At 57.5% G+C, this 26,394-nt stretch carries 32 protein-coding genes; 21 read left to right on the top strand and 11 right to left on the bottom strand.

Annotated features, from left to right (window positions below):
• The first annotated feature begins 470 nt into the window (after positions 1–470).
• Positions 471–1,166: a hypothetical protein gene (locus ACZ1HH_RS18875; protein WP_472635098.1), complete on the top strand. Its 696-nt coding sequence runs from the start codon at positions 471–473 to the stop codon at positions 1,164–1,166.
• A gap of 207 nt (positions 1,167–1,373) precedes the next feature.
• Here ACZ1HH_RS18875 and ACZ1HH_RS18870 read toward each other — a convergent pair whose 3' ends face one another.
• Complete coding sequence (locus ACZ1HH_RS18870) at positions 1,374–2,276, bottom strand: LysR family transcriptional regulator (RefSeq protein ID WP_472635097.1); 903 nt, start codon at positions 2,274–2,276, stop codon at positions 1,374–1,376.
• A gap of 97 nt (positions 2,277–2,373) precedes the next feature.
• Between ACZ1HH_RS18870 and ACZ1HH_RS18865 the strand changes: the two genes are divergently transcribed.
• The 5 genes from ACZ1HH_RS18865 to ACZ1HH_RS18845 all read left to right on the top strand — a co-directional run bounded on the left by ACZ1HH_RS18865 (position 2,374) and on the right by ACZ1HH_RS18845 (position 5,858).
• Entirely contained in the window at positions 2,374–2,979 is a 606-nt protein-coding gene (locus tag ACZ1HH_RS18865) for a DsbA family protein (RefSeq protein ID WP_472635096.1), read from the top strand.
• 17 nt (positions 2,980–2,996) lie between these two features.
• A complete protein-coding gene (locus ACZ1HH_RS18860; protein WP_472635095.1) occupies positions 2,997–3,860 on the top strand; it encodes an MBL fold metallo-hydrolase in 864 nt (287 codons plus the stop codon).
• Positions 3,861–3,972: 112 nt separating this feature from the next.
• Positions 3,973–4,365, top strand: coding sequence for a DoxX family protein (locus ACZ1HH_RS18855; RefSeq protein WP_472635094.1), 393 nt, complete (start codon positions 3,973–3,975; stop codon positions 4,363–4,365).
• An 81-nt stretch (positions 4,366–4,446) separates the two neighbouring features.
• Positions 4,447–5,004, top strand: coding sequence for a dioxygenase family protein (locus tag ACZ1HH_RS18850; RefSeq protein WP_472635093.1), 558 nt, complete (start codon positions 4,447–4,449; stop codon positions 5,002–5,004).
• Positions 5,005–5,036: 32 nt separating this feature from the next.
• Complete coding sequence (locus ACZ1HH_RS18845; RefSeq protein WP_472635092.1) at positions 5,037–5,858, top strand: MBL fold metallo-hydrolase; 822 nt, start codon at positions 5,037–5,039, stop codon at positions 5,856–5,858.
• Positions 5,859–6,858: 1,000 nt separating this feature from the next.
• On the opposite strand, the gene ACZ1HH_RS18840 is transcribed toward ACZ1HH_RS18845, so the two are convergent.
• The gene (locus tag ACZ1HH_RS18840; RefSeq protein ID WP_044026403.1) at positions 6,859–7,089 is read right to left on the bottom strand and encodes a hypothetical protein; all 231 of its coding nucleotides are present in this window, start codon (positions 7,087–7,089) and stop codon (positions 6,859–6,861) included.
• Positions 7,090–7,322: 233 nt separating this feature from the next.
• On the opposite strand from ACZ1HH_RS18840, the gene ACZ1HH_RS18835 reads away from it, so the two are divergent.
• The 15 genes from ACZ1HH_RS18835 to ACZ1HH_RS18765 all read left to right on the top strand — a co-directional run bounded on the left by ACZ1HH_RS18835 (position 7,323) and on the right by ACZ1HH_RS18765 (position 18,773).
• Complete coding sequence (locus ACZ1HH_RS18835; protein ID WP_011536601.1) at positions 7,323–7,676, top strand: hypothetical protein; 354 nt, start codon at positions 7,323–7,325, stop codon at positions 7,674–7,676.
• Positions 7,677–7,719: 43 nt separating this feature from the next.
• Positions 7,720–8,334, top strand: coding sequence for a lytic transglycosylase domain-containing protein (locus tag ACZ1HH_RS18830; RefSeq protein WP_487320540.1), 615 nt, complete (start codon positions 7,720–7,722; stop codon positions 8,332–8,334).
• Positions 8,331–8,624: a TrbC/VirB2 family protein gene (locus tag ACZ1HH_RS18825; RefSeq protein ID WP_011536599.1), complete on the top strand. Its 294-nt coding sequence runs from the start codon at positions 8,331–8,333 to the stop codon at positions 8,622–8,624. Before ACZ1HH_RS18830 ends, ACZ1HH_RS18825 begins: the two co-directional genes overlap by 4 nt.
• Complete coding sequence (locus tag ACZ1HH_RS18820; protein WP_472635091.1) at positions 8,617–8,895, top strand: VirB3 family type IV secretion system protein; 279 nt, start codon at positions 8,617–8,619, stop codon at positions 8,893–8,895. Before ACZ1HH_RS18825 ends, ACZ1HH_RS18820 begins: the two co-directional genes overlap by 8 nt.
• Positions 8,885–11,248: a VirB4 family type IV secretion/conjugal transfer ATPase gene (locus ACZ1HH_RS18815; RefSeq protein WP_472635090.1), complete on the top strand. Its 2,364-nt coding sequence runs from the start codon at positions 8,885–8,887 to the stop codon at positions 11,246–11,248. The genes ACZ1HH_RS18820 and ACZ1HH_RS18815 overlap by 11 nt, the downstream gene beginning before the upstream one ends.
• Positions 11,245–11,412, top strand: coding sequence for a hypothetical protein (locus tag ACZ1HH_RS18810; protein ID WP_472635089.1), 168 nt, complete (start codon positions 11,245–11,247; stop codon positions 11,410–11,412). The genes ACZ1HH_RS18815 and ACZ1HH_RS18810 overlap by 4 nt, the downstream gene beginning before the upstream one ends.
• A complete protein-coding gene (locus ACZ1HH_RS18805) occupies positions 11,402–12,556 on the top strand; it encodes a lytic transglycosylase domain-containing protein (RefSeq protein ID WP_472635088.1) in 1,155 nt (384 codons plus the stop codon). Before ACZ1HH_RS18810 ends, ACZ1HH_RS18805 begins: the two co-directional genes overlap by 11 nt.
• On the top strand, positions 12,556–13,365 hold the full coding sequence (locus ACZ1HH_RS18800) for a type IV secretion system protein (protein WP_472635087.1): 810 nt from the start codon (positions 12,556–12,558) through the stop codon (positions 13,363–13,365). The genes ACZ1HH_RS18805 and ACZ1HH_RS18800 overlap by 1 nt, the downstream gene beginning before the upstream one ends.
• 14 nt (positions 13,366–13,379) lie before the next feature.
• Positions 13,380–14,036 (top strand): VirB8 family type IV secretion system protein, encoded by a 657-nt coding sequence (locus ACZ1HH_RS18795; RefSeq protein WP_472635086.1) that lies wholly within the window; start codon positions 13,380–13,382, stop codon positions 14,034–14,036.
• 2 nt (positions 14,037–14,038) lie between these two features.
• Positions 14,039–14,734 (top strand): TrbG/VirB9 family P-type conjugative transfer protein, encoded by a 696-nt coding sequence (locus ACZ1HH_RS18790; RefSeq protein ID WP_472635085.1) that lies wholly within the window; start codon positions 14,039–14,041, stop codon positions 14,732–14,734.
• On the top strand, positions 14,731–16,110 hold the full coding sequence (locus ACZ1HH_RS18785; protein WP_472635084.1) for a TraB/TrbI/VirB10 family type IV secretion system protein: 1,380 nt from the start codon (positions 14,731–14,733) through the stop codon (positions 16,108–16,110). Before ACZ1HH_RS18790 ends, ACZ1HH_RS18785 begins: the two co-directional genes overlap by 4 nt.
• Positions 16,111–16,114: 4 nt before the next feature.
• The gene (locus ACZ1HH_RS18780) at positions 16,115–17,101 is read left to right on the top strand and encodes an ATPase, T2SS/T4P/T4SS family (RefSeq protein WP_472635083.1); all 987 of its coding nucleotides are present in this window, start codon (positions 16,115–16,117) and stop codon (positions 17,099–17,101) included.
• Positions 17,098–17,286, top strand: coding sequence for a hypothetical protein (locus tag ACZ1HH_RS18775; protein ID WP_472635082.1), 189 nt, complete (start codon positions 17,098–17,100; stop codon positions 17,284–17,286). The genes ACZ1HH_RS18780 and ACZ1HH_RS18775 overlap by 4 nt, the downstream gene beginning before the upstream one ends.
• Positions 17,287–17,417: 131 nt before the next feature.
• Complete coding sequence (locus ACZ1HH_RS18770; RefSeq protein WP_472635081.1) at positions 17,418–17,687, top strand: hypothetical protein; 270 nt, start codon at positions 17,418–17,420, stop codon at positions 17,685–17,687.
• A gap of 6 nt (positions 17,688–17,693) precedes the next feature.
• Positions 17,694–18,773, top strand: coding sequence for a TrbL/VirB6 family protein (locus ACZ1HH_RS18765; RefSeq protein WP_472635080.1), 1,080 nt, complete (start codon positions 17,694–17,696; stop codon positions 18,771–18,773).
• Between the two features lie 150 nt (positions 18,774–18,923).
• Here the strand turns inward: ACZ1HH_RS18765 and ACZ1HH_RS18760 are convergent, their stop codons facing one another.
• The 9 genes from ACZ1HH_RS18760 to ACZ1HH_RS18720 form a co-directional block, all read right to left on the bottom strand.
• The gene (locus ACZ1HH_RS18760; RefSeq protein WP_472635079.1) at positions 18,924–19,724 is read right to left on the bottom strand and encodes an autoinducer binding domain-containing protein; all 801 of its coding nucleotides are present in this window, start codon (positions 19,722–19,724) and stop codon (positions 18,924–18,926) included.
• Positions 19,725–20,005: 281 nt separating this feature from the next.
• Positions 20,006–20,785: a hypothetical protein gene (locus tag ACZ1HH_RS18755; protein ID WP_487320539.1), complete on the bottom strand. Its 780-nt coding sequence runs from the start codon at positions 20,783–20,785 to the stop codon at positions 20,006–20,008.
• Positions 20,786–20,860: 75 nt separating this feature from the next.
• On the bottom strand, positions 20,861–21,904 hold the full coding sequence (locus tag ACZ1HH_RS18750; RefSeq protein WP_487320538.1) for a hypothetical protein: 1,044 nt from the start codon (positions 21,902–21,904) through the stop codon (positions 20,861–20,863).
• 5 nt (positions 21,905–21,909) lie between these two features.
• Positions 21,910–22,818, bottom strand: a complete 909-nt coding sequence (locus tag ACZ1HH_RS18745) for a hypothetical protein (protein WP_011536583.1) — start codon at positions 22,816–22,818, stop codon at positions 21,910–21,912.
• 2 nt (positions 22,819–22,820) lie between these two features.
• Entirely contained in the window at positions 22,821–23,093 is a 273-nt protein-coding gene (locus ACZ1HH_RS18740) for a hypothetical protein (protein WP_044026401.1), read from the bottom strand.
• Between the two features lie 152 nt (positions 23,094–23,245).
• Complete coding sequence (locus tag ACZ1HH_RS18735) at positions 23,246–23,788, bottom strand: DUF4453 domain-containing protein (RefSeq protein ID WP_472635075.1); 543 nt, start codon at positions 23,786–23,788, stop codon at positions 23,246–23,248.
• A 76-nt stretch (positions 23,789–23,864) separates the two neighbouring features.
• A complete protein-coding gene (locus tag ACZ1HH_RS18730; protein ID WP_472635074.1) occupies positions 23,865–24,686 on the bottom strand; it encodes a hypothetical protein in 822 nt (273 codons plus the stop codon).
• An 11-nt stretch (positions 24,687–24,697) separates the two neighbouring features.
• On the bottom strand, positions 24,698–25,165 hold the full coding sequence (locus ACZ1HH_RS18725) for a hypothetical protein (protein WP_472635073.1): 468 nt from the start codon (positions 25,163–25,165) through the stop codon (positions 24,698–24,700).
• Positions 25,166–25,198: 33 nt separating this feature from the next.
• Complete coding sequence (locus ACZ1HH_RS18720) at positions 25,199–26,371, bottom strand: TMEM43 family protein (RefSeq protein WP_472635072.1); 1,173 nt, start codon at positions 26,369–26,371, stop codon at positions 25,199–25,201.
• Positions 26,372–26,394 lie beyond the last annotated feature (23 nt).

Below are 26,394 nucleotides of genomic sequence, written 5' to 3'. Positions count from 1 at the left end.
CAATCAGTTCCCTAAACAAGAGCTATGACCTGTGGCCGATCCAGTCAGGTTCTTCGTTCATAACGAGAGCCTGTAGGCTAAAAAGACTCCCGCAAGATGGGGCCGGCGAGGCTCGGATGGGCGATGGTGCTGATAGTTCGCCAGCAAGAGAGATGTTTTGCTGAACCCGAAGCTGCAGTGCAGCGAACTCGCGTATCTGGTTTCGGTGGCAGAGAACGTTTGATTCATCAGCGTACTTCTGACGTGAGCGCACTGGAGGTGGTACTGCAATAACGTGTGTATGGAGATGTGTCGCCCCAAGGAATCCTGATCCTGGAACCGAACGGCAATATGTACAAAAACCGACTTTAGGTTTCCTGAAGTTTCAGAGACATAATTTAACATAAACTTCATTATGCGTAGTTATACTTGATGTTGCAATAGTATATTATCGTATGTATGCTGGACTCCTGTCACGGAGGTTTCGCAGCATGCACTATCTGATCAAGAAGCTCCTCCCCTCGGTCGCAGTCGCTTTGACCGTGACTGGTCTTTCGCTGCCGGCGCCCGCACGCGCGCAGACCTATCCGATCGACTGCGCGATACTCTTGTGTCTGTCTGGCGGTTGGCCAGCTTCAGTACCATGCGCCCGGGCTCGCGCCGAATTCATTCGGCGGATTACCCCTTGGCCGGTGGAACCGCCACTGCAGATCTGGCGCTGTCCCATGGGCGCCTCCTATGAGAGCGATCGGCAATCAAACAACGCTGGCCGCATCTTTGAAGCCTTGTACCGACCCGATAGCCGTCAACCGCTCCAACCCTTACGAGTCGACGATGTCATTCCCACCGACCGAGCCCTCCGGCTCATTCAAGATCGCGCGGACATCGATATCAGTGGACCTGAGTTCAATTTCGTGCGGTCCATCCGCATCTTTGATGTTCGCTATGCCCGGCAGCATGAATCTGGACGTGACAGCGACTGCAACCGTAGCGCCACCGTGGTCCTCGGCACCTATGGGATCCAAGGCGATTTTTCCTGGCAACGATCTTCTATAACTGCCCTGCCGGAGGCCCATGTCGGTCTCGAACGTTGGGGCCAGAATTGCCCGGGTATCTACCACCGATCTGTCTTCGTCGATTGGCGTGACTATGAGGGCAATTACGGGTTTGAGCAGGTGAACTACTAAAGCCGACTAAGACAGCATTGGCATTCATCCGTGTCTGCCCAAGTACTCGGAGCTACTCAATCACCGGTCGTTCGCTGCTGTCGATGTCAAGGTCAGCTGAGCGGGACAAACTGAACTTTCGCTGCGGCTGCGCCAAGTTCCGCTTGGAATACAGCGCGTCAAGGTTGAATGATCGCGAATTCTTTGTGGACCAACGCTACCCGACACCTACGTCAAACTCCCCCGCAAGCTTTCCGCAAACAGCTCAGAAAAACGTTTTGTTGCTGCAGATCGAAATTGAGTGGGTGGGTAAACAGCATAAATTCCTCCGGTTTGAAGTCTCCATTCTGGGACAAGCCGAACCAATGTTTCGTTTTCAATCTCTTTCCTGACGAAGAAGTCAGGCAGAACCGAAATCCCAGCTCCTTCTAGTACCATCGCCTTAATCGCAGGCGTTATGTCTGCTCGCAGAGCGGGGCTCATTTGAACATCAGCGATCTCACGCTTGGAATCTGAAAATTGCCAATGCAATGGGTTTGAAAGGGCCCGATGCTCTATGAACGGAAATTCTGCCAGTTCACTCGGCAGGCCTGGCTGCCCTAATCGTTCGACCAATTCCGGCGCAGCCACGACAATTTGCTGAAAGCTGACCAGCTTGCGCGCGACGTTCGCGGAATCGGCCAGCCATCCCACGCGATATGCAATGTCAAACCGGGCCTCAACCGGATCAAACCGTGCATCGCTGAGCGTCAGATCCACCGTGACCTCTGGATAGGCGATGCGGAATTCGGCAGCCACCGAGGCGACATGTGCCACACCTAGATCGAGGGGCGCGGTGATACGCAGATTTCCGGCTGGCTCGTCCCGACCCTGCTTTACCATCTCATAGGCTTCGTCGGCTTGTGCCACCGAGGCGCGCGCCGCCTCATAAAATGAGTGTCCGACTTCTGTGAGATGCAGATGGCGCGAGTTGCGCACAACAAGTGTTGTGCCAAGCTCCTCTTCCAACAGCTGAAGCTGTTTACTCACGACGGCCTTGCTAACCTGCATGCGCTCTGCGGCAGCGGTGATGGTTCCCGCGTCTGCAATGGCGACAAAATACTCCAGGCGGTTTAGGTTTGATCTCTTCATTTATCGTCACCTTTTAGATGACGCTACATCTACAAAGTCTATCTTTAGATTACAACGCCAGTGTCCTATCTGTGGTCTACCAAAAACGGAGACTGCAATGACGCGTTTCACATATGTTTACGACACCTATTGCGGCTGGTGCTACGGCGCTTCGCCCGTGATTGATGCGCTGATTGAGAGCGGTGCGGATGTCACTGTGATGCATCGCCATTTGTTCCAAGGCGCAAATGCGCACCGCATGGGCGATGGTTTCGGCAAAATGGCTTTGCAATACGACCGCCGTATTGAACAGCTGACCGGCCAAGAATTCAGCGACGCCTATGTTCAGAATATCTTGGGAAATCCGGATGAAGTGCTCGACTCCGGCTTGACTGCACAAGCGGCTGCGCTGGTCCATGACCTGGGCGCAAAGGCTGAAATCAAGCTGGCACGCACTCTGCAACGAGCACGCTATGTCGACGGCATTTCTGCTCGAAACAGTGACGTGGTCCGCAAGGCGTTGGCTGAGTTCGGCGTAGAGCTCTCGCTGGAAGACGGCAAAGACCAAGCCCGGAAAATCAGTGCTGAAGCTGCAAACTTGCAAGCCAGCATTGGTGCGCAAGGCGTTCCAACACTCTTGAAGCACACCAGCGGCAAAACAACCCAAGTCAACATTTCAACCTACTATGAACTCCCAGAGGAGATCGCGGCGCTAGCCGCATAAATGCAAGGAGCATCCCTATGAAAACGATCCTCACTTCTGCAGCCGCAGCACTGCTTTCTACCTCGGCCTTTGCGGCTGACCTCACCATCACCGCTTTCACCCCCAACGAAGGCAGCCTGTTTCCGGTTGCATCCAGCCTGATCGAAGGCCCGAATGAGGTTATCCTCGTCGATGCACAGTTTGAGAAAGACGATGCCGAACAGCTGGTCGAGATGATCAAGGCGACCGGCAAATCCCTGACCACCGTTTATGTCAGTCACAAAGACCCCGATTTCTATTTCGGCCTGGACACGATCCGAGCAGCCTATCCGGATGTCAAAATTGTCGCGACGCCTGAAACCGTGAAAGGCATCGAGCAAACCATCCAGATCAAATATGACTTCTGGGGTCCGGTCCTGGAAGGCAACGCCCCTTCGGAGTTGATTGTTCCAGAGGTTCTGGAAGGTGATAGCCTGACCGTCGATGGCGAAACTGTGCAGGTTGTCGGCCTTGACGGCCATGACCCGGTGCACACGTTCTTGTGGGTGCCTTCCGAGGAAACCGCGTTGGGCGGCGTTGTTCTTTATGAAAACCTGCACGTCTGGATGGCCGACACCGCAACGCCGGAAAGCCGTGACAACTGGCGCGCCACGCTGGATCAGCTTGTTGCCTTGAACCCCGCACGGATTATTCCGGGTCACGTCATTGGTGAAAGTGCCGAAGATGCAAGCATCGTCGACTTTACCAAAGAATATATCGCTGCCTTCGAAGCTGCCGCAGACAAGGCGGGAGATTCAGCAGAGCTGACTGCCGCGATGCAAGCCGCTTATCCGGAGTTCAAAAACGTGCGCGACCTGGAGCTTGGCGCCAAAGTAGTCAAGGGCGAACGTTCGTGGCCATAAGCGCCGGGTTTGCGTCAAAGGCTGATCATTTCGGCTGCTGAAAAATGACAAGCGGTGTGGGTGCCTCAAGCTCCCACACCCGATCAGCAATCACTTCCTGGGAGCGAAGAAAATGATAGTGACACTTAATAAACAATCCGGCCGGGTTCTCAGCATCCTGCGGATTATTACAGGCCTTCTGTTTCTGGCGCATGGGACCCAGAAAATCCTGAGCTTCCCTGCACCGCCAGAGTGGGAAGTTACCGCTTTCTCGATGCCATGGATTGCTGGTATCATGGAGCTGTTCGGTGGTGCCCTGATTGTTTTGGGCCTTTTCACACGTCCAGTGGCATTCCTGCTGTCCGGGTTGATGGCCAGCGCCTATTTCATCGCCCATGCCCCACAGAGCTTTTATCCGATCCTGAATGGCGGCGATGCTGCAATTCTATACTGTTTTGTTTTTCTTTACTTCGTGTTTTCCGGCCCAGGTCGCTGGAGCTTTGACACGAAGATAGGTCGCGAATAATCGAGGAGAAGATTGATGGCCCATTCAAACTTGCGTTGTAAAATTCTGACAGCCATGGCTTCTGCTACAGGAAGTCTGCTATTGTCCCGGACCGCGCTGGCAGCGGAGCTGACACCGCGCGCTACAGAAGGGCCGTTTTATCCAACGGGCTCCATGCGCATGAAGGACACAGACAATGACTTGGTGAAGATCGCAGGGCTTGTGCGCGAAGCTGGCGGGGAGATCATCACGCTTAAGGGCAAGATTTCCGATCGAGATGGAGTTCCGATGACCGGTGCGCGGATCGAAATCTGGCAGTGTGACGTGAAGGGAAAATACCTGCATCCCGGTGACAATCGTTCGGTTCCCTATGATCAGGGCTTTCAGGGCTTTGGTCATGACATCACGGATGATGCGGGAAACTATGCGTTCCGCACCATCAAGCCGACCAAATACCCGGGGCGCACGCCCCATATCCATGTGAAAGTCTTCGACGGAGACCGAGAGCTGCTGACCACACAGTTCTACATTGATGGCGACCCCGACAACGCGAGAGACAATCTGTATCGCAGAATGTCAAAAACGGAAGCTGAGGCTGTCTCCATGAATTTCTTCAAAGGGCCGAACGGCCCAGAGACCATTGTTAACATTGTTGTCTGACGTTCTCCGTTAGATCCGTAGAGGAACGGAAGATGAAACACATATTATTCTCGGCTGCTATGGCACTCCTGTCACCAGCCGTCGCAGCTGCACGATCCGCTGATGCCTTCACCCATGTTGCGGGCAATGTCTATTACTTCCAGAACGGCAGCTACAATTCCCTTGTTGTGGCAACCGATGAAGGGACCGTTGTTGTCGATCCGAACGGGCGCACGGCACGGAAGCTGCGGGACAATCTTTCTGCGCTGACGGATCAACCCGTGACTCATCTGATTTTCTCGCATTCGCATGGCGATCACGCCTCGGGCGGCGAGGCTTATGGTGACGTTGAGGCCATCGCGCATTCGAATGCTCCGCCTAAGCTGGGCGGCGTCGACCTGGATGTTCAATTCGATCAAAATCACAGCTTTCAGCTGGGCTACAACACGATTGAGCTGACCTACCTTGGACCAGGTGATGAAGAGGATATGATCGCCACGGTCGTGCGCCCTGAAAATGTTGTCTTTCTTGTCGATGTCGCTGCACCCGAACGCATGTTCTACACCAGCCTGGGCGGTGACAACGTAGAGGATTGGTATCAGCAGATTCTCACTGCCGAAGCGCTGGACTTCGATATCTTCGTGCCGGGACACGGGCGAGTGGGCAATCATGGCGACCTGACAAACGTCAAGCTCTACATGGAAGAGTTGCGCACAGATGTTCTGGCGGGGCTAAAGGCCGGGAAATCAGCAAACAAATTGGTAAACGAGCTCACCTACCCCGAGCGAAGTCACTGGCAGCAATATGATGCCTGGCGACCGAGTAATGTACGCGGAATGGCAGAGTATCTGATCAACAGCGGCGCTGTTGACTAATGAAAATTCAGCCGGTTTCGGGTTTGCATAACCCAGACCGGCAATCCCTTGAAGAAGCGCTGATAGCGATACTCTTTACCATCCCAATGTCTTGAGCAGTCATTCAAACAACCTGCAGAACCGGTTGGTTTGGGCTCAGAGTCCGCATTCGCCGCGTACGCCCCCGATGTCCGGTATGCCGACCGGCCCCGACCATCAAATATGAACTGGCGGCTAGCTTTGGAACCTATCCGCCTTCGCCGCCTCCAATCCGCTTCAAACGGTCAAAGTCAATTTCTAGCTTCTGTTCGTGACTTATATCCGGCCAAATCGCCGAAACCGGCTTGGGGCCATGGACGCCCCACATCACCGCATGCCCACCTGTGCTCCAGCGATACACCCAGCCAACAATACTACACCCATCGGTCCCGATAAGGTTCGCGATGGCGATGCCGTCACCATGCTCTTCATTCAATGCTCAAAGACTTTCCACACCTAGGTGCCAAACTGTTGGCATACTCATAAACAACGTTCATCAGCTCGCATGTTTTACCGACAAGGGTGTAGACAAGCTGATCCTTTCGAAAACCACCTAGGGACAAGGCCGCTGAGGTAGGGCAACTTAGCCATTCTTCGTTTTCAGATTTTGTGGTCGGGCTCCGTGGCGGCTTCGACGATCGCCAATATCTCGAAAGGGTCAAACCCAATGGGACGGGAGAATGCGATGAGCTCAACGACGTTGATCCGGCGCGATACGCTTTCGGCATGTACCACTCATGATTAGTGATGTCTGCGTTTGACTGCCAGTTCTGTTTGGCTGAGGTTCGCTTTATTCTGGACCTCGAGCAACGCCAGACACAAAGCCTCCTGACCTTTGCTTCTGATTGTTTTCGCCACGCGCCACATGTCTTTTGTGACGTCGCTTTCCAGTGAAATCCACATTCCCTAAAGTGGATGAGTGGGTGCATTATCCGTACCTGGTCTCCACGAACTAGAAGGCTGATGCATTCCCAGTGGCCCATCAATCCCCCACCAGCTCCAGGAACCGACCGTAGTCCTGACTGACTTCACCGGCTTCCTCAAAAGCACGCGCACGCTCCCGCTCGAGGCAGTGGAAGTATTGCTGAACGTCCTTGATATAGGCCTCAAAGTCGCGCCGAATGATGTCAGCGAAGTCACTGCTTGCTTGCGAATCGCTTGGGACGAATGGCCGGACAGGGGCGAGACAAGACCCGGCCTGGCCTGCAACCATAGCGGGTATCAAAAATGCTAATAGACGTGCAATAGCCGACAAAAACAACCTTAGGTTTTCAATCACCCTATTTCCCTTGATAGACGCTAACAGCAGTGCCTAGAGTTTGAGCAGCTGAGATACAGCCGCAATACTCAAAATATACCTTGCGGCAAATAATATACTATCGTAGCTCTGGGCTTCAAGTGAGAATGCCCGGATGTTGCGCGTTTAAAGAAAGCGTGAGCCGGGCCATGAACTGGGACATCGAAGCACCAAATGTGGTTACGGAAGCACGTTTCCGCGAACTCGTGGAAAGCGGCTATAGCGCTGAAATCCTGTGCCAAGAGTCGGCACATAAGAAGGGCCCGAGTTACTACGGGGTTTGGATTATGCGCGCCGTCTCTGACGAGGGCATTGAAAAGCTTCTCGTCACTGCCCGTACTCGCACGACCTACAACGACATCAAGATCCGTGAGTTTAAAACCATCACGGGCGTGGTCTCTTTCCTCATTGGCATTGGCTTCTCCCATGCCGATGTCCCGCTCGAAGAAGGCCAGCGGACAACACACAAGCTGGCTGCGACCGACAAAGGCGGCAGCAAGTAGCCTTCTCCTGTTCTGGTTTCTCGCCGGCTCAACATCTGCGCAGATGGTGCTGGTCTTGGAGAGCGATGGCTCTCTGACCCCGTCCCGCTCCCAGGACAGCTTTGCCCGCAACTACAATGACGGGATCGGCCAGGGGTCCGCGGCTGATGAGCTGGCGATCCTCGGTGAGACTGACCTTGGGCCAGACGAAATCCAATTGGCAGCCCTTGCGTGGCCCGTTCCCCTGCCCCGCGCCGATGTTCTCACGGCTATCGAAGCCACCGCCCTTCGCTATGCCGGACATCCTGGGCTGCGCCGCGCGGGGCTTTCCGTGACCGATTGGCTGGCTCTCTATCGGGCTAATATCGAGGTTGAGAGCGCCTATCGACAGGATGCGATCTCGAGCGCGGGCGCTATAGGCCTTGGTCAATTGATGCCCGCGACGGCGCGCGATCTGGGTGTTGACCCGCGTGATCCACTTCAGAACCTCGATGGTTCCGCCCGCTATCTTGCAATGATGCTGCAGTCGTTCAGCGATCCGCGTCTTGCCCTCGCAGCCTACAACGCCGGACCCGAAGCTGTGCACCACTACGGCAGTATTCCCCCCTACCGAGAAACCCAGAACCACGTGACCCGTGTCATGGCAGTTGTGGCCCGATTGAAAGCACCAAATTCATGAAGCACATTTCACACCTATTCGTCGCCTCTTTGGCGCTCTTCCTGCTCATTGCCGAACCCGCCCTTGCGCAAAGCATCGATCTCTCGCCGATTCAGAGCCTTCTACAGGGTATCGTCGATGCGTTGACCGGCCCGCTCGGCGTGGTGATCGCCACGCTTGCCGTGCTGGGCGTTTTCCTCAGCTGGTTCTTTAACATCATCGATCTGCGCCAGGCGCTCTGGGTGCTTGTGGGCATCGCCGGCGTCGCTGCCGCCCCCACCATCGTCGCCGCGGTTTTCGCCGGTGGCTGAGCGCTCGCCTCTCTTCCTCGGGCTCGTGCGCCCGCCCAAGCTTTTGGGCTTGCCCATCATGTACGCGATGGTCTGGCTCTTCGGCTCAGTGCTTCTCTTCGTCTGGGTCCAGCATATCGTGGTGCTGGGCGTGGCCGCCCTGCTCTACCCGGTGCTTTGGAAGGCCGCAGACTGGGATCCGCGCTTCATCGACGTGATGATGACGGCGCTGCAGGAAACCCCGCCCACGCGGAACCGCAGCATTCACGGCGGGGACAGCTATGCCCCGTGATGCTGCGCTCGATGCCCGCACAATGACGCCAGACTGGTATGCGCGCGAGACCCGCCTCGCGCACATGCTGCCCTATGTGAGCCTCGTCGATGACCAGACCGTGCGGACCCGGGTCAACGAACTGTTCCAGTGCATCCGGCTCGACGGGGTCAATAGCTACACGACCGATGACGCCTATCTCGACAAGGTGACCGCGCTCTTTGCCCGGATCATTGCGCAATTGGGGCCGGAGTTCAGCTATTACATCCATAAGGTCTCGAAGGCGATCACGCCGGACCTCGAGCCGCTGCGCGAGGACAGTTTCGCAGGAGAAGTCGACCGGCTCTGGCGCAAGAAGCTAGAGACCAGCGGACTGCGCGACAAGACGCTCACCCTTACGATCATCCATCGCCCGCCTCCAAAAAGCGTCCTGCCATTCCTGAACCGCAGCGCGCCGGAACGCCTCAAGGAAGCAACCGAGAAGCGCCTGCGCCGTCTCGGCGAGGCCGTGAGTGTGTTCGTATCAGGCTTGAGCGAGCTGAACCCGCGCATTCTCTCTGCTGAGAGTGGCGAACTGATCGGCTTTCTCGGGGCGCTGAATACTGGCCAGGAACTGCCGCTCTATCCGGCAAACACCTACGGGTTCCTGTCTTTTAATGTCGCCAATACCCGGGTGACGTTTCAGGGGGATCACTTCGAGCTCTCCGAAGGAGTCGTGGGGCATCGCTACGGCAAGAGTTTCACCATCGGAGAATACTCCGAAGGCACCTCCTGCACCATGTTCGACATGCTGAACCTGCCAGTCGACATGATCGTCACCCATTCCTTCACGCCCATCAATTCGAACCTCATGGCGGGCCGCATCAAGCGGCAAAAGCGTCAGATGCAGGCCAGCCAAGATGCGGCGCTCTCGCTGATGGAAGCACTCGACATCGCAGCAGATGATCTCGAGGCCAAGCGCCAGAGCTTTGGCGAACACCACATGGTCGTGACCATCTTCTGTGACACGCAGGACGAATTGCAGACTCTTAGCGCCGAGATCGTAAACGCCGCCGCCGCCGAAGGTGTTAAGATGATCGGTGAGCGCGTCGCTGCCAAGGCGCATTACCTCAGCCAGCATCCCGGGAACCAGCCAAAACGCGTGCGCGCAAGCGCCGTCACCAATCGCAACTTCGCGGATTTCGCGGCGTTCCATCGGACCCAGCTCGGCAAGCCGGCAGGGAAAACACCCTGGGGCAACGTCATCACTTATCTGCCCACACCCGAACAAAGCGCCTACCGGTTTTCCTATCACGAACAGGGTAGCCCCGAAAAAGAGCCGACCAGCGGGCATACGCTCATCATGGGACGGCCCGGGTCGGGCAAGTCGGTGCTCTCGGCATTCCTCATGACGCAGGCCCGTCGAGCAGGGGCGCGGATCTTCGTCTTCGATTACCGTCTCGGTATGGAGATGGCAGTCCGCGCCAATGGCGGGCGCTACGCGTCTTTGAAAGCCGGACAACCCACCGGCCTAAACCCGCTCTGGACTGAGGTCGACGCGCGCGGCACGGCCTGGCTTTCAGACTGGCTCGCCACCCTGCTCTACCGCGCAGACAAGCCGCTGACGCCGGCACAGACCAACCGCATCCAGGAAGTCGTGCGCCAGAATGCCCAGGCCTCCAATCCGGCCTTGCGGAACTGGCGGGATTTCGCGTCACTTTTTGTGTCCACGGATGATGGCGGCGATCTGCATCAACGCCTGTTTGAGTGGGCCGAAGAGGGCCGCTACGGCTGGATTTTCGGGCAAACTCTGGAAGACACCTTCTCGCTCGAAGGCGATGTGGTAGGCTTCGATCTGACCGGCATTCTCGACAGTGAGGCCGAGAAGGAACGCATGGCGGTCCTCTCCTATCTCTTCCGCCGGGTCGAGCGGGAGATCGAAGGCCGCCGTCCCACCATCATCGTGATTGACGAGGCGTGGAAGGCGCTCGACAACGCGTATTTCGCAGAGCGGCTGTCTAACTGGCTCGTGACCGCGCGCAAGCAGAACACCGTCGCGGTGATGATGACGCAATACGCCAGCCAGCTCGAGCGCACCCGGACCGGCAAGACCATCGTCGAGGCGGTGCCCACGCAAATCCTGCTCCCAAACATCCGCGCCCATGCCGCCGATTACGCGATGCTGAACCTCTATGAGAAGGAGCTCGACGTTCTTCTCAACACCGGCAGCGACAGCCGCCTTGCGCTCATCCGCGACGACCAGGGATCCATCGTCGTCGATGCCGATCTGAGCGCCCTCGGACCCAATCTCACCATCCTCGGCGGCATGGAAAAAGGCGAGGCCCTCGTCGGTTCCGACTACCGCAACCGCCCGGACTTCTGGAGGCTTTCATGATCCGCATATTTCTAGCTTTTGCCGCGCTCGGCGTGCTGGCTTCCTGCGCTCAATACCAGGAACCAAAGGCAAACTGCTTTACTTTCCTCGCCTCGACGGCCCCCGTCGCGCCAGATTGCACCTTCACGCCCCTTGGCGCGCCGGAGGGCGGCATTGAAGTCTAAACTGCCCCATATTCTCGTGCTTTGCCTGCTGCCCGGAATCGCCCTTTCCCAAGGCGTGCCGACCAATGACAGCGGGCTTACTGCACGTGACATCGTCGAGACTGGTGACCGGGAGGCAGACCTTGCCATCCAGGCTGACAAGCTCTCCGTGCGCGAACTTATCGCTGAGATCGAGCGCGAACAGCTGGAAACCCTGCAACGCATCCTCGATGCCCAAACCAGCTTCGGCGGCCAAGGCCTACCCGCGATGGTTTCAGGGCTGGAAAACGGAAGCGGCGATCCAGCCCGTTCCGTCGAAGCGGTCTATGGCAATGCCGAGATCGACCCCAATCCCGGCGGCGCACAGATGTTCGGGGATGCGGCAGAAAACATCGAGCAGCTCATCATCCGCGTCGCCCAGGAAACCAGCGGGTTTGCGGGCGTCGGCCGCGCGGGCCTCTCCCCAGTCCAATGGCGAGCGCTGCTGCAGGCTCTCATCTGGCAGGAAAGCCGCTTCACCATCGGCGCCCGCTCACCGGTCGGCGCCTTTGGCCTCACCCAGATTATGCCCGGTACGGCCAGCGATCTCGGCATCAACCCGGAATATTATGACAGCCCCTACCTGCAGGTGCATGGCGGCGCGCGCTATCTCGCCACCCAACTCAACACCTTCGATGGCAATATCATCAACGCGCTCGCGGCCTATAACGCCGGACCCGGTCGCGTGTTCGAATATGGGGGCGTGCCACCCTTCCGCGAGACCCAGCACTACGTTCAGGTCATCCCCGAACGCTACAATCTCTACCTGGGCCGCATCGGCGGGATCGAAGCGCTCGGTACGATCGACCCCGCGCTTCTGGCAAATGCAAACCTCTCCCTCACGGGTCATGGGGCGGCCTTTTATGGCAACAACTCACCCGCTGCGATCAGGCAGGCCGCCCTGCGCATTGCGGACATCGTCGAGCGGATTTCCGACACCGAAGACGTGCAGGAAAGCATCGCACTCAACACCTATGCACGCGCCGAACTCGTGCGCCTCGTGGCTACCCGCGTCCGGCTGCAGGCCGCCCGCACCCGGCTGCTCTCCGCCGAAGAGCTGGCACAGGCCAGCGCCCGCATGGCCGAAGGCGCGTTCATGGATTTTACGATTAGGGAGATAGACTGATGAGAGATTTGCTCGTGAGAACGGCCTTGGCCACAACGCTTGGGGCTTGCCTGCATCTCGGCACCATCTCCCCTGCCGCAGCGCAAGGCGTGCCGGTCGTCGATACCCAGAACATCGCGCAAAACATCCAGCAGCTCCGGCAGATGATCGAAGACGAGATCCTGCAAAACGAGCAGCTGACGCAGCTCCGCGAACAGCTTGCGACACTCACGGACCAACTCGCGGAGCTGCAACGAACCTATGAAGCACTTACCCGTCTTGCTGAACTTCCCGAAATCATCCGCACCGAGATGGAGGATGAGCTGAATGGCCTTCTCGACCAGGAGTTCGGGGACATCCTCGCCACCATCGAGGCCATCAAGACAGGCGACTTCTCCGGCCTGTCCGGCTCCGGTGCGGGCGAGATCGAAACCCAGATGGACCGGGTGCTAGCCGATCTCGGATTTGACGACGACACCCTCTCCGAGATGGCCACCAGCGGAAATCCCGGGGCCAATCGTGTGGCGACGCAAGCGACGACCGGCGCGCTCGTCTCGGCAGCTGCCCAGAACAGTTATGAAGACGCAGGCCAATCGCTGGAACGCGTCGACAGGCTGGTCGGTCTCATCGACGACATGGACGAACTCAAGGAAAGCATCGACCTCAACACGCGGGTGACGGCGGAACTGGCAATTGCGCTCGTCGCCATGTGGCAGCTCGAAGCGGTGCAGACCGTGGGCGACGGCACAGGCGGCGTGATTGATGCCGCCACAATCGCCGAAGAACAGCGCTTCATGGATTTCACCTTGCCGAACCTTCGGGCCGAGTAATCGTGGGGGCATGAATGGTGGCGAGTGAACAAGAAATCATCGAGGAAGAACTGGTCTACGGTGCCTTGCGCCGCGAACGGCTCTGGCAACGCCTTGGCCTGATGGGCCTTGTCTTCGGTGTCATCGGCTGTCTGAGTGCCGCGGCTGTCTCGATCCTCGATGTCGACCCACCCCCCGTCGTTGTCCCCTATGATCCCGCCACCGGCTTTGCACTCCCCGAAGCCTCGGTGGGCGCCTCCTCGGTGACCGCCAACCAGGCGATCATCGAGGCGGAGGTGTTCCGCTATGTGACCGACCGGGAGGTCTATAACCAGCTCGACAACGATCTGCGCATCCGCAGCGTCCTGCGCCGCTCGGACGGAGCTGCCGAGAGCGGGCTGCGCCAGATCTGGAACAGCGCCAACGAGAATTACCCGCCGACGGTCTATGGCCCCAATGCCAGGCTTGATGTCGAAATCCTCAGCATCAACCGGATCGGCACAAACCGCGCCACCGTGCGCCTGCGCAAGCGCCTGACATCCCTCAATGGTGTCCAGACAGGCCTCTTCACTGCCACGCTTCTCTTCGAGTTCCGCCCCGAGACCCGCCGCTCCATAGATGAGGTCTGGACCAACCCCTTCGGCTTCACGGTTCTCGAATATTCCATCCGCTCCGACAGATTGGAAAACTGACGTTGTTGTTCACAAGATCGCTTGTTTTTGTCATTGCCCTGTTGCCCGGCCTTGCCTCCGCCGAAGCCATCCCGCGCAGCGGCCCCAATGACAATCGGGTTCGGCTGGCAACATATCAAGAAGGTCAGGTCTACCGCCTCAGCGTGTCGCTCACCCATGTGACCACCATCGAGTTCGGGGACGGCGAGAGCATCCGCTCGATCATCGCAGGCGACACGGAAGGCTTCGAGATTGACGGCGTTCCGGGCGGCCAGGCCTTCGCGATCAAACCCGTGGCGCGCGGCGTCCATACCAATGTGACCGTCTACACGAACAGGCGGAGTTACTACTTCAACGTCCAGGAGACCCGCAGCCCGACCTTTTACGTGGTCCAGTTCCGCTATCCCGAGGACAATGCGCGGCCCACGCGTGCCATCGCGGCCCAAGCGCCGAACTACAATTACGGAGCCAGCGCGCGCACCGAGTTCACCCCGACCCGCGTCTGGGATGACGGAACCTTCACGTATTTCGAATTTCCGCGGAACGCGCCGGTGCCTGCGATCTTCCGCTACGCGAATGGCCGAGAACGGACGGTCAACACACAAGCTACCGAGGACGGCGTGATCCGGGTTTCCGGGGTGAACAGTCAATGGGTGCTGCGGATCGGTGACGAGGTGGTTTGCATCGAGGCAACGCCGCCTGCGGGGGTGGGATCATGAGCGACACTGGAAACGCGGAACTTGAGAAACGCCTCGCTGCTCTCGAGCAAGGCAAAGGCGCAGCATCGCCCCCTACCCCTCGGCGCTCGCCACTGCTCGCATTGGCCGTTGTCCTCGTGATAGCCGCTGGCGGCTCCCTACTCTATCACCTGTCCCAACCCGAGGAAGAGGAAGCCCTGCCCACAGCGACACCGGACGTGTTCCAGAACGAAGGCGACGGGTTCGGCGCCATCGAGACCTTACCCCCGCCCGAGCCCGAGGTTGTGTTCGTCGCACCCGATCCGATCGAACCCAATGCTGAGCTTTTGGCGCAGATCACCGCCCTGCAGGCTCAGATCGAGGAATTGCGCAACGCCCCTGAACCGGTCGTCGAGGAAGACACCGCCGCCGCCGAGGCGATCGACGCGCTGACCGCTCAGATCGCTGCGCTGCAAACCGCGTCGGAAGCCGCGCAACAGCAGTTTCGCGATGAACTCACGGCGCGCGATCGCGAGCTCGAGCAACTCCGCATGGACCTCGAACTTGCGCAGCTCGAAGCCAACCGCCCCCTTCCGGCACCCATCGGCCCCACCGAGGACGAGTTGCGCGCGCGGGAAGAAGAACGGCTGCGCCGCGAGGAAGAAGCACGACGGCTCGCGGAACTTGAACGCCGCGCCGCGGAGGAGCGCGCGTTTCAGGAACGCCGGATCGCCTCGCCCACCATCGCATTTGGCGGCACCTCGGGCGCGAATGAAACGGCACTGACCGAGCGTACCTTTGGCGAGGTGACGGATTTCGTGCTGAACGGCGCGCTGCCCACGTCCGTGACGCAAGCTGAGGTCATCGCCAACCCGTCCAACACCGTCATCCAGGGCACGATCATCCAGGCCGTCATGGAAACCGCGCTCGACAGCTCCCTGCCCGGCCAGACCCGGGCCGTGGTCTCAGAAGATGTCTTCAGTTTCGATGGTTCCCGCCTCCTGATCCCGCGCGGCTCCCGTCTGATCGGGCGGTATCGCTCTGGCGTTGATATCGCGCAGCGCCGGGTCACCATCGCCTGGGACCGGATCATCCTGCCTGACAACCAGACGATCCAGATCAGCTCCTTCGGCGGTGATGAGTTGGGCCGCTCAGGTGTGACCGGCTTTGTCGATACCCGCTTCGATGAGCGCTTTGGCTCTGCGGCGCTGATTTCTCTGATCTCAGCGGCCCCAAGCGCTGCCGCCGCAAACGTCCAAGACGAAACCGCCGCGGATGTGCTGGAAGACGTGGGCGATGATCTGGCCGATGCCACGGACAGCGTCATAGGCGATTACCTCTCGATCGGCCCCGTCATCTATGTTGACCAAGGCGCGCGCGTCACCGTGATGGTCGATCGCGATCTAGAGATATTCTGAGCCCATGTCGCTGAGCTATCTCCAGACCTCGCTTGATCGGATTGAAGCCGCCGCCCGCGACGATGTCATCGAGATCTGCATCAACCCCGACGGGACCTGTTGGGGAGAATTCCAAGGCGATCACTTCATGCGGAGGCTGGACCAGGCATTGACCGCAACAGAAGTCAAAGACCTCGGCAACCAGATCGCCTCCTCTGCCAACACAACGATGAGTAAGGACCGCCCGATCGTCTCGGTTTCGATCACCTACAAGGGGCGGCCAATCCGGGCGCAGGTCATCACTCCGCCTGCCGTGCTAACAGCGATGTCGATCAGCCTTCGGTTCTTCTCGAGCCTGCCTCTCGATGGGATCACGCTGGATTTCCTCTATGGCAACGAACGCAAGCTCGAAGAACTCCGTCTCGAAAAGACGCGAGAGCTGCGAGAGGTGGTGGCTGCGGGCGTGATCGACGATGCCTTGGCCTTCTGCGTAGACAACAAGCTTAACATGATCGTCTCGGGCGGCACCTCCACCGGCAAGACCGTCGCCGCGCGCAAGATCCTCTCTCATGTGCCTGCTGACGAACGCATCGTTACCATCGAGGAAGCCGCCGAGCTTCTGCCGACCCAGCCGAATGCCGTGACCCTGATCGCCAACCGCGATGCGGAATTCCAGTCAGCCGATGTGCTGCTCACCGCAACGCTGCGCATGCGCCCCGACCGGATCATCCTGGGCGAGGTGCGCGGCAAGGAGGCCATGACCTTCCTTGAAGCCATCAACACCGGCCATGGCGGCTCCATGACCACGCTGCACGCAGAAACCCCGCAACTTGCCGTGCAGCGTCTGGCCATCGCAGCACTCAAGACCGAGATCCCGATGACCTATGCCGACATGATCCAATACATCGAAAACTCCATCGATGTGATCATCCAGGCCGGTCGCCACGACGGCAAACGCGGCATTACTGAATTCTACCTCCCCGGCGCAACCGAGATTGGAGCTTCCCAATGACGACCTTTGAATATGACATCCTGTTCTTCCAGATGAAAAAGCAAAAGGACTACAACGCGATGCGAAGCGCCTTGAATGAGCGCGGAGGGGTGGGATGGGAAGTCATCACAGCTGAAGCCGGTGACTACAGCTATACCACGTTCTTGAAGCGAGAATCTTTGGCGACGAAGGCGGCTTCAGAATGATGCGGGTCCTTGCGACTGCAGGCCTGCTCGTTGTCCTCGGCGCAACCGCTGGCGTCGCTGAACGGAATCTGATCCCAACTCTCGACAAACAGCCAGATGTCTGTCCCGACCAACCCCCGGAGCCACAGTGGATGCAAGACATCGATGTACGCGATTCCCACAAACGGCTCCTGATCCAACAAATCTATCGTGCTCAGAGCATGCAACGCATCGTTGAAGCCCAAAGCTGTGAATGTCCGACGCGGTATCCGTCTTGGGAGGCAGCCGAAGGAGTCTTCGTCGGGCATTTCGCCGCATCTGAATACTGGGACATCGTGGAAGCGACGTCAGAATACCGACGGCAGGCAAATGAGCTTCGGCGCGAAGCCATGCCAATCTGCAAAGCTGCTGGAAACTGGTAGGGTTTCATGAGTGTCGTCACCTACTTCGTAGAAACGGCCGAAGGCTATCTCAATACCGCTGCTGAGACGCAATTCGGTGCGGTCGCCGCAACAGTCGGAACGACGCTGGTTCTCGGCACCACACTTGTTGTCATTCTTGTTTTCATCAACACTATCTACCAATATCGCGCCATGGACGGGCGCACGGCCTTTTGGCTGGCCGTGAAAGTCGGGCTGATAGGTGTCTTTGCAACGAACTGGGTGCAGTTCAACATCCTTGCCGCGTCGATCCTGAACGGGATCGATAGCATTGCCGGGTCGCTCGTGGCCTCTGTCGGCGGCGGGTCACCTGGCCCATCTGGCACCTTCGCGGAGGAGTTCGATGACCTGATCGCGGCGCTCGGGGACTACCTGAATGCTGCGGGATCTGAACTGAATTGGATGGCCGGTGCCCTACTAGACACCCTTGGGGTTTTGTTACTCTCGATCCTCGGCGGCTTAGCCGCGTTCATCGTGGTCGCGTCGCGGCTCATGATCGCTCTTCTGATCGGGATTGCGCCGGTCATGATCTTCCTGACCCTCTTTGAAGTGACCAAGGATTATTTCGCACGCTGGCTATCGGCGCTAATTTCCTTCGCAATGTACCCCATCGTTGTTGCCGGTGTGTTCGCGACTATCACGGGTGTCTCGCGTGCGCTTCTTGCTGAGTTGGGCGACCCTGAGGGCGCCTCTAACATCGGCGCACTCATCCCTTTCTTCATGATGGTGCTCATGGCAAAGGGCTTCATCATAGCAACGCCCTTCCTGGTTCGAGCGATTTCTGGAAACATCATGATGCCAGCGCTCTCAGCCGGGTTCGGGGGCAGCTATGCCTTTGCCCGTGGACTTGCTGGGGGCCAACAGATCTACAACCGATACGCGATCGGTGGGGCGACGGGCGCGGAATACGCAGCTCTACGCGCACGTCAATTCTTTGGTGTGCAAGCGTTGCCAAGCAGATCGAACTCAGCAGGCAAACCAACAGATGTGCCAGCAAGCAGCGTGACTGGAACCGGTACCCGTATGCTGGCACAGCTTTCAAGGTTGGGGCGTCTCGGTAAACGGTAACAGCCCACTGCAATCACTCATCCTCAAGACCCGCTGCGGCGCAGCGTTACAACGCTAATATTGGTCTGCTTAACAACGAAATCAGTGCATAGCCGCACGTATTATGGAGACAGACGTTGTTCACCAACGTTCCGGCGCGCCGGGCTAATCCTACCGTAGCCCCAACGCGTCATAAAGCTGAGGACTAACTTGGTGAACCGGTAAGCTATCTTCCTTCAGCAGCCCAAGCTTTGCCGCACGCTGAACAGTTTCCATGTCGTTGCGTGTACCCAAAGCCCTGCGAACTCGCTGCATGTGGCTGTGAATAGTTTTGGGGTTATCGCGCTGGATTTCATACAGGATTTCTTTCATCCGCAGGCCCTGCGCTTTCAAACGCAGTACTTTTAGGTTCATCTCGCTCAGGCCCATCTGAACAATTATGTCGTCCGACCAATCACTGCACATGTGAAGATAATTTGCGAGCGTCTGGATGGTCGTCCTGTCCCTTTCAAAACGCGCATCATGTTTGAGGATATCACCGGATGGATCAAAAAGACCGATAATGCCTCTCATCCCATTGGCCTGTAGTGGGAGGACAACCCCAGAGGATACGAAGTTGCGCACCCCTCCAACGACGCGCGCGAAGTTTTCGGGCAACTCATTTGCGTCCAATGCGCGATAAAAGCTTGATTGCAGAATTGGTTTTCGAGTCAGAGCCCCCATCCGCATACCATAGTCGTCCAGAGCATAGTTGTTACGCTGATAGATTTCGCGCCACTCATTAGGCAGACCTGATCGCTTAGAGACATGATTGTTGTGAATGGCATGTAGCGACCGCGTATCTAGAAACAGGCCATAATTGACGCCGACATAACCATACTCCGCTTCCATAAAGCCTGAAAAAACCTTGTATTTTGCATCAAGTGTCGGTGCATCGGTGATATCTCGGATTAGATCAAGGGGCGCATACATAGTTCAGTCTTAAGTCTACTTGCGGCTTTGTTGCCGGAATACAAAGACTGAAATAACAATTGTTTCAACGATGTTTAGGGGGAAAATCTTCGCAGCATCCGCGCCTCACCTTTTAGGCGAAACCGCTTCACCGCACTCTCTGATAGCATGATTTCCTTAACCGCCAGCTGGATAAACAGGACAGAGTCACAAAACCTCGCAAGAAAACGGTATGAAAGGCACGCAGAAAGCAGAGCCTTTCATGACCAACATACTACCGCTGGAAGCAATATACAGGCTATTTACCCTCGACCTGAAGGGGGGGCTAGGCTCCAGCCCACCACTGCCGGAACATTCCACAGCATGTCCATGTACTGTTGAGGTTTACCGCCGTCGGCGTAATACACGACCTTACGCGCATAAGCTGGACCTGCATCTGATCGGGCAAAATCGACAACCGCATCGCGTTTCCGGTTCATCCAACGCTCGCAGAGGATGGCTGCCGGACTGATTGGAGAGCCAAGAAACCTCTGGTTTTCCTCCAATGCAGAACTCGGCAAGCCCGCAGGGGTCAGGACAGTGGCATCCTCCGTCATCAGGAAGCACAGATCTAACGCATCCTCAGCGGTATCGAAGGTGCCGAATGTCGGTGTGACCTCGAACAATACAGCAAGCCTATCTTCCAGGAATTCCGGGGAGGACATCTCGATGGCCGCATCTTCAAAAAACGTGGCCTGGCCAAGCATCAACACGCGATCCAGACCTTGCTGCTCACCAAAGACGAGGATCCGCATCTCGTTATCTTTTTGATAGCGCATCGTCCACATCACGCGCGTATCCGAGCTAGAAAAGGAAAACTCGTCCTTCCAAAGTGCGCAGCCTTTTTCATCAAGTTTTCCATCGTCAGGATCCATGACGCCCATGCGTTCACAGCGATAGCCCTCTGCCTCAAAAGTTGCGCGGATTTGTGCGGAAGATTGGGAAAAATTGGCACCGCCGATGGTTGCCAGATCTGCGGCAGACGCTGCGCTATGCGAGAATATCAATGCGACGGTTGTCGCAAGAGCCCGATTGAAAGTCATCAAGGTATTCCTGGAAAATGGATTGAAAAACAAAGTCCTGCTATGGGTTGACCCGCAGCAAGGGCAAATCTCAGATCATTTTGACACTTCGCTCAGATCTACAGGTACGCAGATGCCGGATTGCTGGCCCTGCTCGCTGTGGGACACATTGAGTTCAAGCGTATCGTAAGAGACCGAAAGGGTTAGCTTGTCGTTCAAGCGCATGACCTGCTCAGACCCGGTGTCGGTGGTGGTCCGCGGCCCCGATCCCGGTGACAGGGTCAAACGCAGCTGATCGTTTTCAATTGTGACGGCTCCGTTATCGGCGCGCGCCATCACAAACCGAAAACCACCGGCCTGACAAGCAAGCGCTTGTGGGGGGGAAAGCTCTGACGCCGGGCCAGAGTTCTCTGCAAGTTGAGACAGGCGCACATAGCCGGAGCTACACACAGCGCCGATCGCATCTGGAGCGTTCAAATCGCACTCAAACCCATATGACTGAAACCGTATCCCCTGCCAGCCCTCAACCGGAGCGCCACAGGCGCGAACGTTCTGATCCACCGGTATGACCTCGGTTGTGATCTCCTCAGGCCCGAGGTGAATCGGAGTGACGCTCTTATCCTCCATCCAGTCCGCAGGCCGCAGGTCATGGATCGGCCCGCAGTTCGGAGACACCTCGGGGAAGGATACAACCGGCGCGACCCGGCCTGTAGTCAGGGCAAACTGGTCAAGCACTTGGAAGTTATCGACGATTGAATCCGGATTACAGGCCTCCTCGTTCGCAGGTAGGAAATCATGCGCCAGTCCCAGAGACACGGAGGCGAATTCCAGATCCCGATCTACGCCCACAGTGAAAACCCGTTTTCCTTCATAAAAACGGATGTAGCTAAAATCTTCTTCGGATTGCGCGAGACCAGTTGAAAGGTAGGGCATGAACCGCACGGGCATGGACAGGTCATAGACAGGGTCAGACAGGTCAGGACCGCCGCGGAACTGAACGGTTTCATTTTGCAGGCACACCTGGACGCGAGAGGCGTTCTCCGTGTCACAATAGAATACCTGTGTCCCGCCGGCCCCACAGTCGGCAAACGCCGGAGCCGCACAGACGGCGAAACTCGCCACGATAAAATAGCGCTTCATCTGCGTTAGCCCCCAAAGCCGGCAATATTGCCTTGTTTCACCCACGCGCTAGAGCAGTTGCCCCAATATGCTCGGTCTTGCGGCCAATCATCGGCCGTCATGGAGCACGCAGCCAGTCGTGCCTCATAATCGAGCTGGGTCATATAGCCGCCGGCACCGTCGCCTTTGTCGGGGTCTACCCAGATGATGCCAGAGAAGCCGTCCTCTGAGACGCATTCAAAAGCGGAGCCGAGGTCGGAAGGAAACGCATAGCCAAGGATCGCAGCCTCGTCCGATGGTGCCGCAAAGAGCGCGATCTGGCCGTTTTCGGTGCCTTCATTGCTTAACACGCCGGCGACTTCTCGACAGTTATAACTGCCATGGGGCGTGGCACCGGAGATGGGCTTGCTCGGCTGGTAGAACGGAGCGCTATCGGCGCTTGGCCCCGTGCGCATGGTATTCATTGAGACACGACGCAACGCCAAAAGGTTTTCGATTTCCGCACTCAGGGCCGGTTGCATGCAAGAGAGGCTGCGATCTGGGGCGGTTCCGCGTCCAAACAGATCCAGCCAAATCTCCGCATCAGAGGTGTCGTCAGTATCCATGGGTGTTTTCACACTGAGTACAGCGCGCCCGCCCTCATGCAGGAAAGAAAACTCATGCACATCCCACGGGAACCCACCCGTACCCGGCGCCATGCCGAAAGGTACATCGGCGGCAAGCCGATAGATCGGGCCATCCGAGATCTGAGGCGTCACGTGGAGTTCCAAAACCGGATCTCCTATTTCAGGGTGCTGACTGCTGCAGACTTTAATTTCATCTGCATCCTCAGTAAGACACAGCACCTGTGTCGCCAGAATGTCGTCGCAAAAGGCCTGCGCCATGCCCGCCGAGCACAGCAGACTGACCCCGAATTTTGTCAAAAACGATCGCACGTTTAGTTCTCCTTTGAGGCTGGGGCATAGAGTGCCGCTTCGTTCAGCTCCGCAAGCGATCCATTCACTGTGCCGGTTGCACAGGTATATGAAGAGGTTCCACCGCCGTCCCGGATCAGGTTCATGCCTGCAACCTGTCCGGATACGTAAACTTCATAGCCCGCCCCCACGCCGCGCAGCGTGGAGGACGCCCAGTCAGCGGCGGTAAGGCCGGTCACATTCCCCAAGGGAACGCTGACCTCGGCGGGAACGCCAGGTTCCTTGTCAAATGCCAATCGGGCGTCTTGCGGCGTCCAGCAAAGCTCCAGATGCCCTCCACTCGGCAAGGTGCATGATAGGGCCTGGGTTTCAGGCGGCAGGCACTCCGCATGACCAACGACAGGCGCAAAGGCCAAAAAACAAAGCAACTTCGAACGCATGAGCCTGCTCACCCTGCAAAAGCAGTGCAGACATCGGGGGTGACCGATCCTTCGGGAATCCACCCCGCCCCTGTCTCCGTCTCGACGAACTCAAACCCACCCCATGGTTCAAAACGAAAGTGTACCGTAGCGCCGTCTTGTATGGTGCCTGTCGGATAGCTGTCACGCATGCCAATGCCGCTGGTCAGGGTAACCGGTGCGCCCGTGTAGCCGACACAGGAGGATTCAAACTGTGACAGCGTCGGCAAGAGGTCGATATCATCCAGCTTTCCGATCAACGAAGAGGCCAAATGGCGACCTTTGGTATTAATCTTGCAGCTATAGCTGGCTTCTAATTGTTTATGTGCGCTGACCATTCGCTGATCCCAGTCATTCAGGCTGGGAGATTTCGTCGAACACTCTGCACTAAAAACCGACTTACCCAGGGCAGAGCCAAAGCAATAACCTGCTCTGTCGAAGGCCATATTCCGCAAATACCACGCGTCCTCACACAAGGCACTTGCAGTGCCCGCAGTGCAGGTAAGGGCTGCAGTTAGAACCAGTGCTTTCATCGTCATCTCCTTAAACAAGCGCGGGGCATGTGCCTGGCTTGAGGCAAATGGAACCACGCGCCACATGCCTGCGGTGTTATTGTATTTGCTGAAGATAGGCGCCATCGACCCAACCTGTGGCACAGGGCCCGTTATAGGGCTGGCCAAGGGCTTCGGGCCGCAAGAAGCATTCCGTCATGCCCAGTGTTGGGATGGCAACGGCGACGAAATCATTTTCACGATCAATGATATCAACGATGTCGCCGGGCTGTAGCATCCACCAGATCGGGGTTGCGGCCGAGGGGCGTGCCGCGGCATAGACCGGCAGGCCCTCGAGGTGGCCAGATGTGTCAGCCACCCGTGCCACCCCTACCGTATTTACGCGCGGGATGATCTCATCCTGGGAAAAGAACGCGGCAATCGGGCCGCGGGTATCCTGGGCGCCCCACAGTGCCTCGGGGTCGGCGTAGATCGTTTCCGGCGCGCATAATGTCTGATCGACATGAGCGCGCCAATGCGGTGATTGCAGCCACATGCTGTACTCGCCGGTCGCTGCAAGCGTTTCCTCCATGTCGTCCCACGGCAGCGACGCATGCAGGGTTACGGGCTCTGCCAGGTCGGTGCTCCAGAACCCGATTTCCAGCCGCAACTGATCGTCCTCGGACCAGCTGAACCACGTTGTATTCGCATCGGCGATCAGCGGCGTGTCATAGTACATTTCGCCCGACGCCAACGCGTGACGTGTCAGAATATAGCTGTGATCCTTTGCGCAGACGGTAATCTGCTCGCGAAAGTCGGCGTTGTCCGTTGCACATTGAAACAGCACCTCGCCGCCGCAAACAGGTTGCGCGTTGGCTGTGCCGGACCACCCGGTCGCCATCATCATCATGACAGCCGCTGACAGAGTTCTTGGCAGCATCACAACAGCCCTTACTGCGCCGCTTCGATCAGTTCGATGAGCGAAGACAGGTCGCTGTTTACGCTGCCCGCGTCACAGGGAATATCAGCGATCAGCGCGCCGTCTTTCAGAACATTGACCCCGCCCATTTCGGTGGCATCTGCCGCGCGTTCGCTGCCCCACCAGACCTCATAGGCGTAGCCGCCACCACCATCAAAGGTCACGGACTCGCTCATGAAATTCCCCATGCCATTCCAGGGCGACGCGGTGATCGTGGCCATGTCCTGCAGGATCTCTTTTTCCACCGCCCCGTTGGATTTGAAGAACCCGTAGGCAGCCTTGGTGCCATCTGCCCAGACCGCGTTGCAGACCTCGACACCCCGCGTGCCGCCCTTCAGCGTGCAGGTGAACATTTCGGTGCCGTCAAGTTCGCAGAATTGCCCGGCCTGAAGCGCGCCTGCGCCAAACATCAGCGCAATCGAAAGGTATATCTGTTTCATATTGTGTCCTGTCTCGCGGAATGGGTTCAAAATTCAGGGTGTCTTGGGTGTCTCGGGCGCCGCTTTCCGCAGCCAATAGGCGCTGGCGGCTGCTCCGGCCAAAGCGACAGCAATGATAAGGAGCGCCAGAACTGGGCGGAAATAGACCCAAGCAATCGCTATCGTGGTGCCACCGACAACCAGCGTAAGAGCGACGCTGATCAACGAGGTAACAGAGGCCGTGATCCATCCCAGAAAAGGCAGAATGCTGGCAATCACGTCCACCACCCCGAACAGCGCCTTGAAGCCCAAAAACAGCAGGACCATGAGACCAATGCGCAACATCCAGGTTTTGAAGGTGTTGTTGGAAACTGCTGTCTGGAACATCTCGTCCGCGGTCTTCAGTCCTTCTTCCACCAAGTAGACCTTGCGTCCATTTTGGGCAGTGTAGGGCACCAACGTGTCGCCGCGCTGTACACCGACCACGCTTGCCTTCTCGATTTCAGACGCGTGATAGCTCACCCGGATATCACCAAGCTGCGGAGCCGTGACATCTGCACCAAAAACCACCTGCCCAGCGACCAGTTTCGCCGGTTGCTCCAACGAAAGAGCCCGCGCGACATCCTCCGCCTGCTGTGAGTCCAACAGCATTGGTGTTGAACCGCCCAGATCTGAAATCTCATCATCTACGGTAAAAGCACCAATTGTGCCCTCTGGCTGTCGGATCACTTTCGATGCGATTGGCATCGGCGGGTTCATATGCCCCTCGGGGACCCGAAACTCTGCTCCACTGGCTGGCGCATCCGTCCAATCCTGACGATAGGTGTATCGCGTGGTCTTTTCCTGCCCGCCACCTAGTTTTGTCTCCGTCTTGGTTTGCTCGTCTTCGATCCAGGCAAATTGCTCTACCTTGCGTTCAAGACGCACGGTTTGTGCAGACGCAACCACCCCCAGCGCCACATCCGCCAGCGGCACCTCAAGCGCAAGCGGGCCGCTTATGTGCAGAAGGCGATCTTCGTTTTGCGGATCTATTGCCGTGTGGTCGACCGACACGACCTGGTTGGCCCCTTCGGCAAGCGCCCGAGCTGTACGCACGGCATTGCCTTCGTTCCAAAACAGAAAATATACAGCAATACCGATAAAGCTGATACCAAGCCCGATGCCCTTGATGGCGTTTTTAAGCCGGGCAAACAGGCCAACTTGCGTTGTTTCTGTGAACTGAGACACGATTTGAGCCTTTTGAGGTTAGT

The sequence above is a fragment of the Epibacterium sp. HA2-3 genome (genome assembly GCF_055693725.2).
Note: the sequence above shows the minus strand (reverse complement) of the source record. Positions and strands in the feature narration are given on the sequence as shown.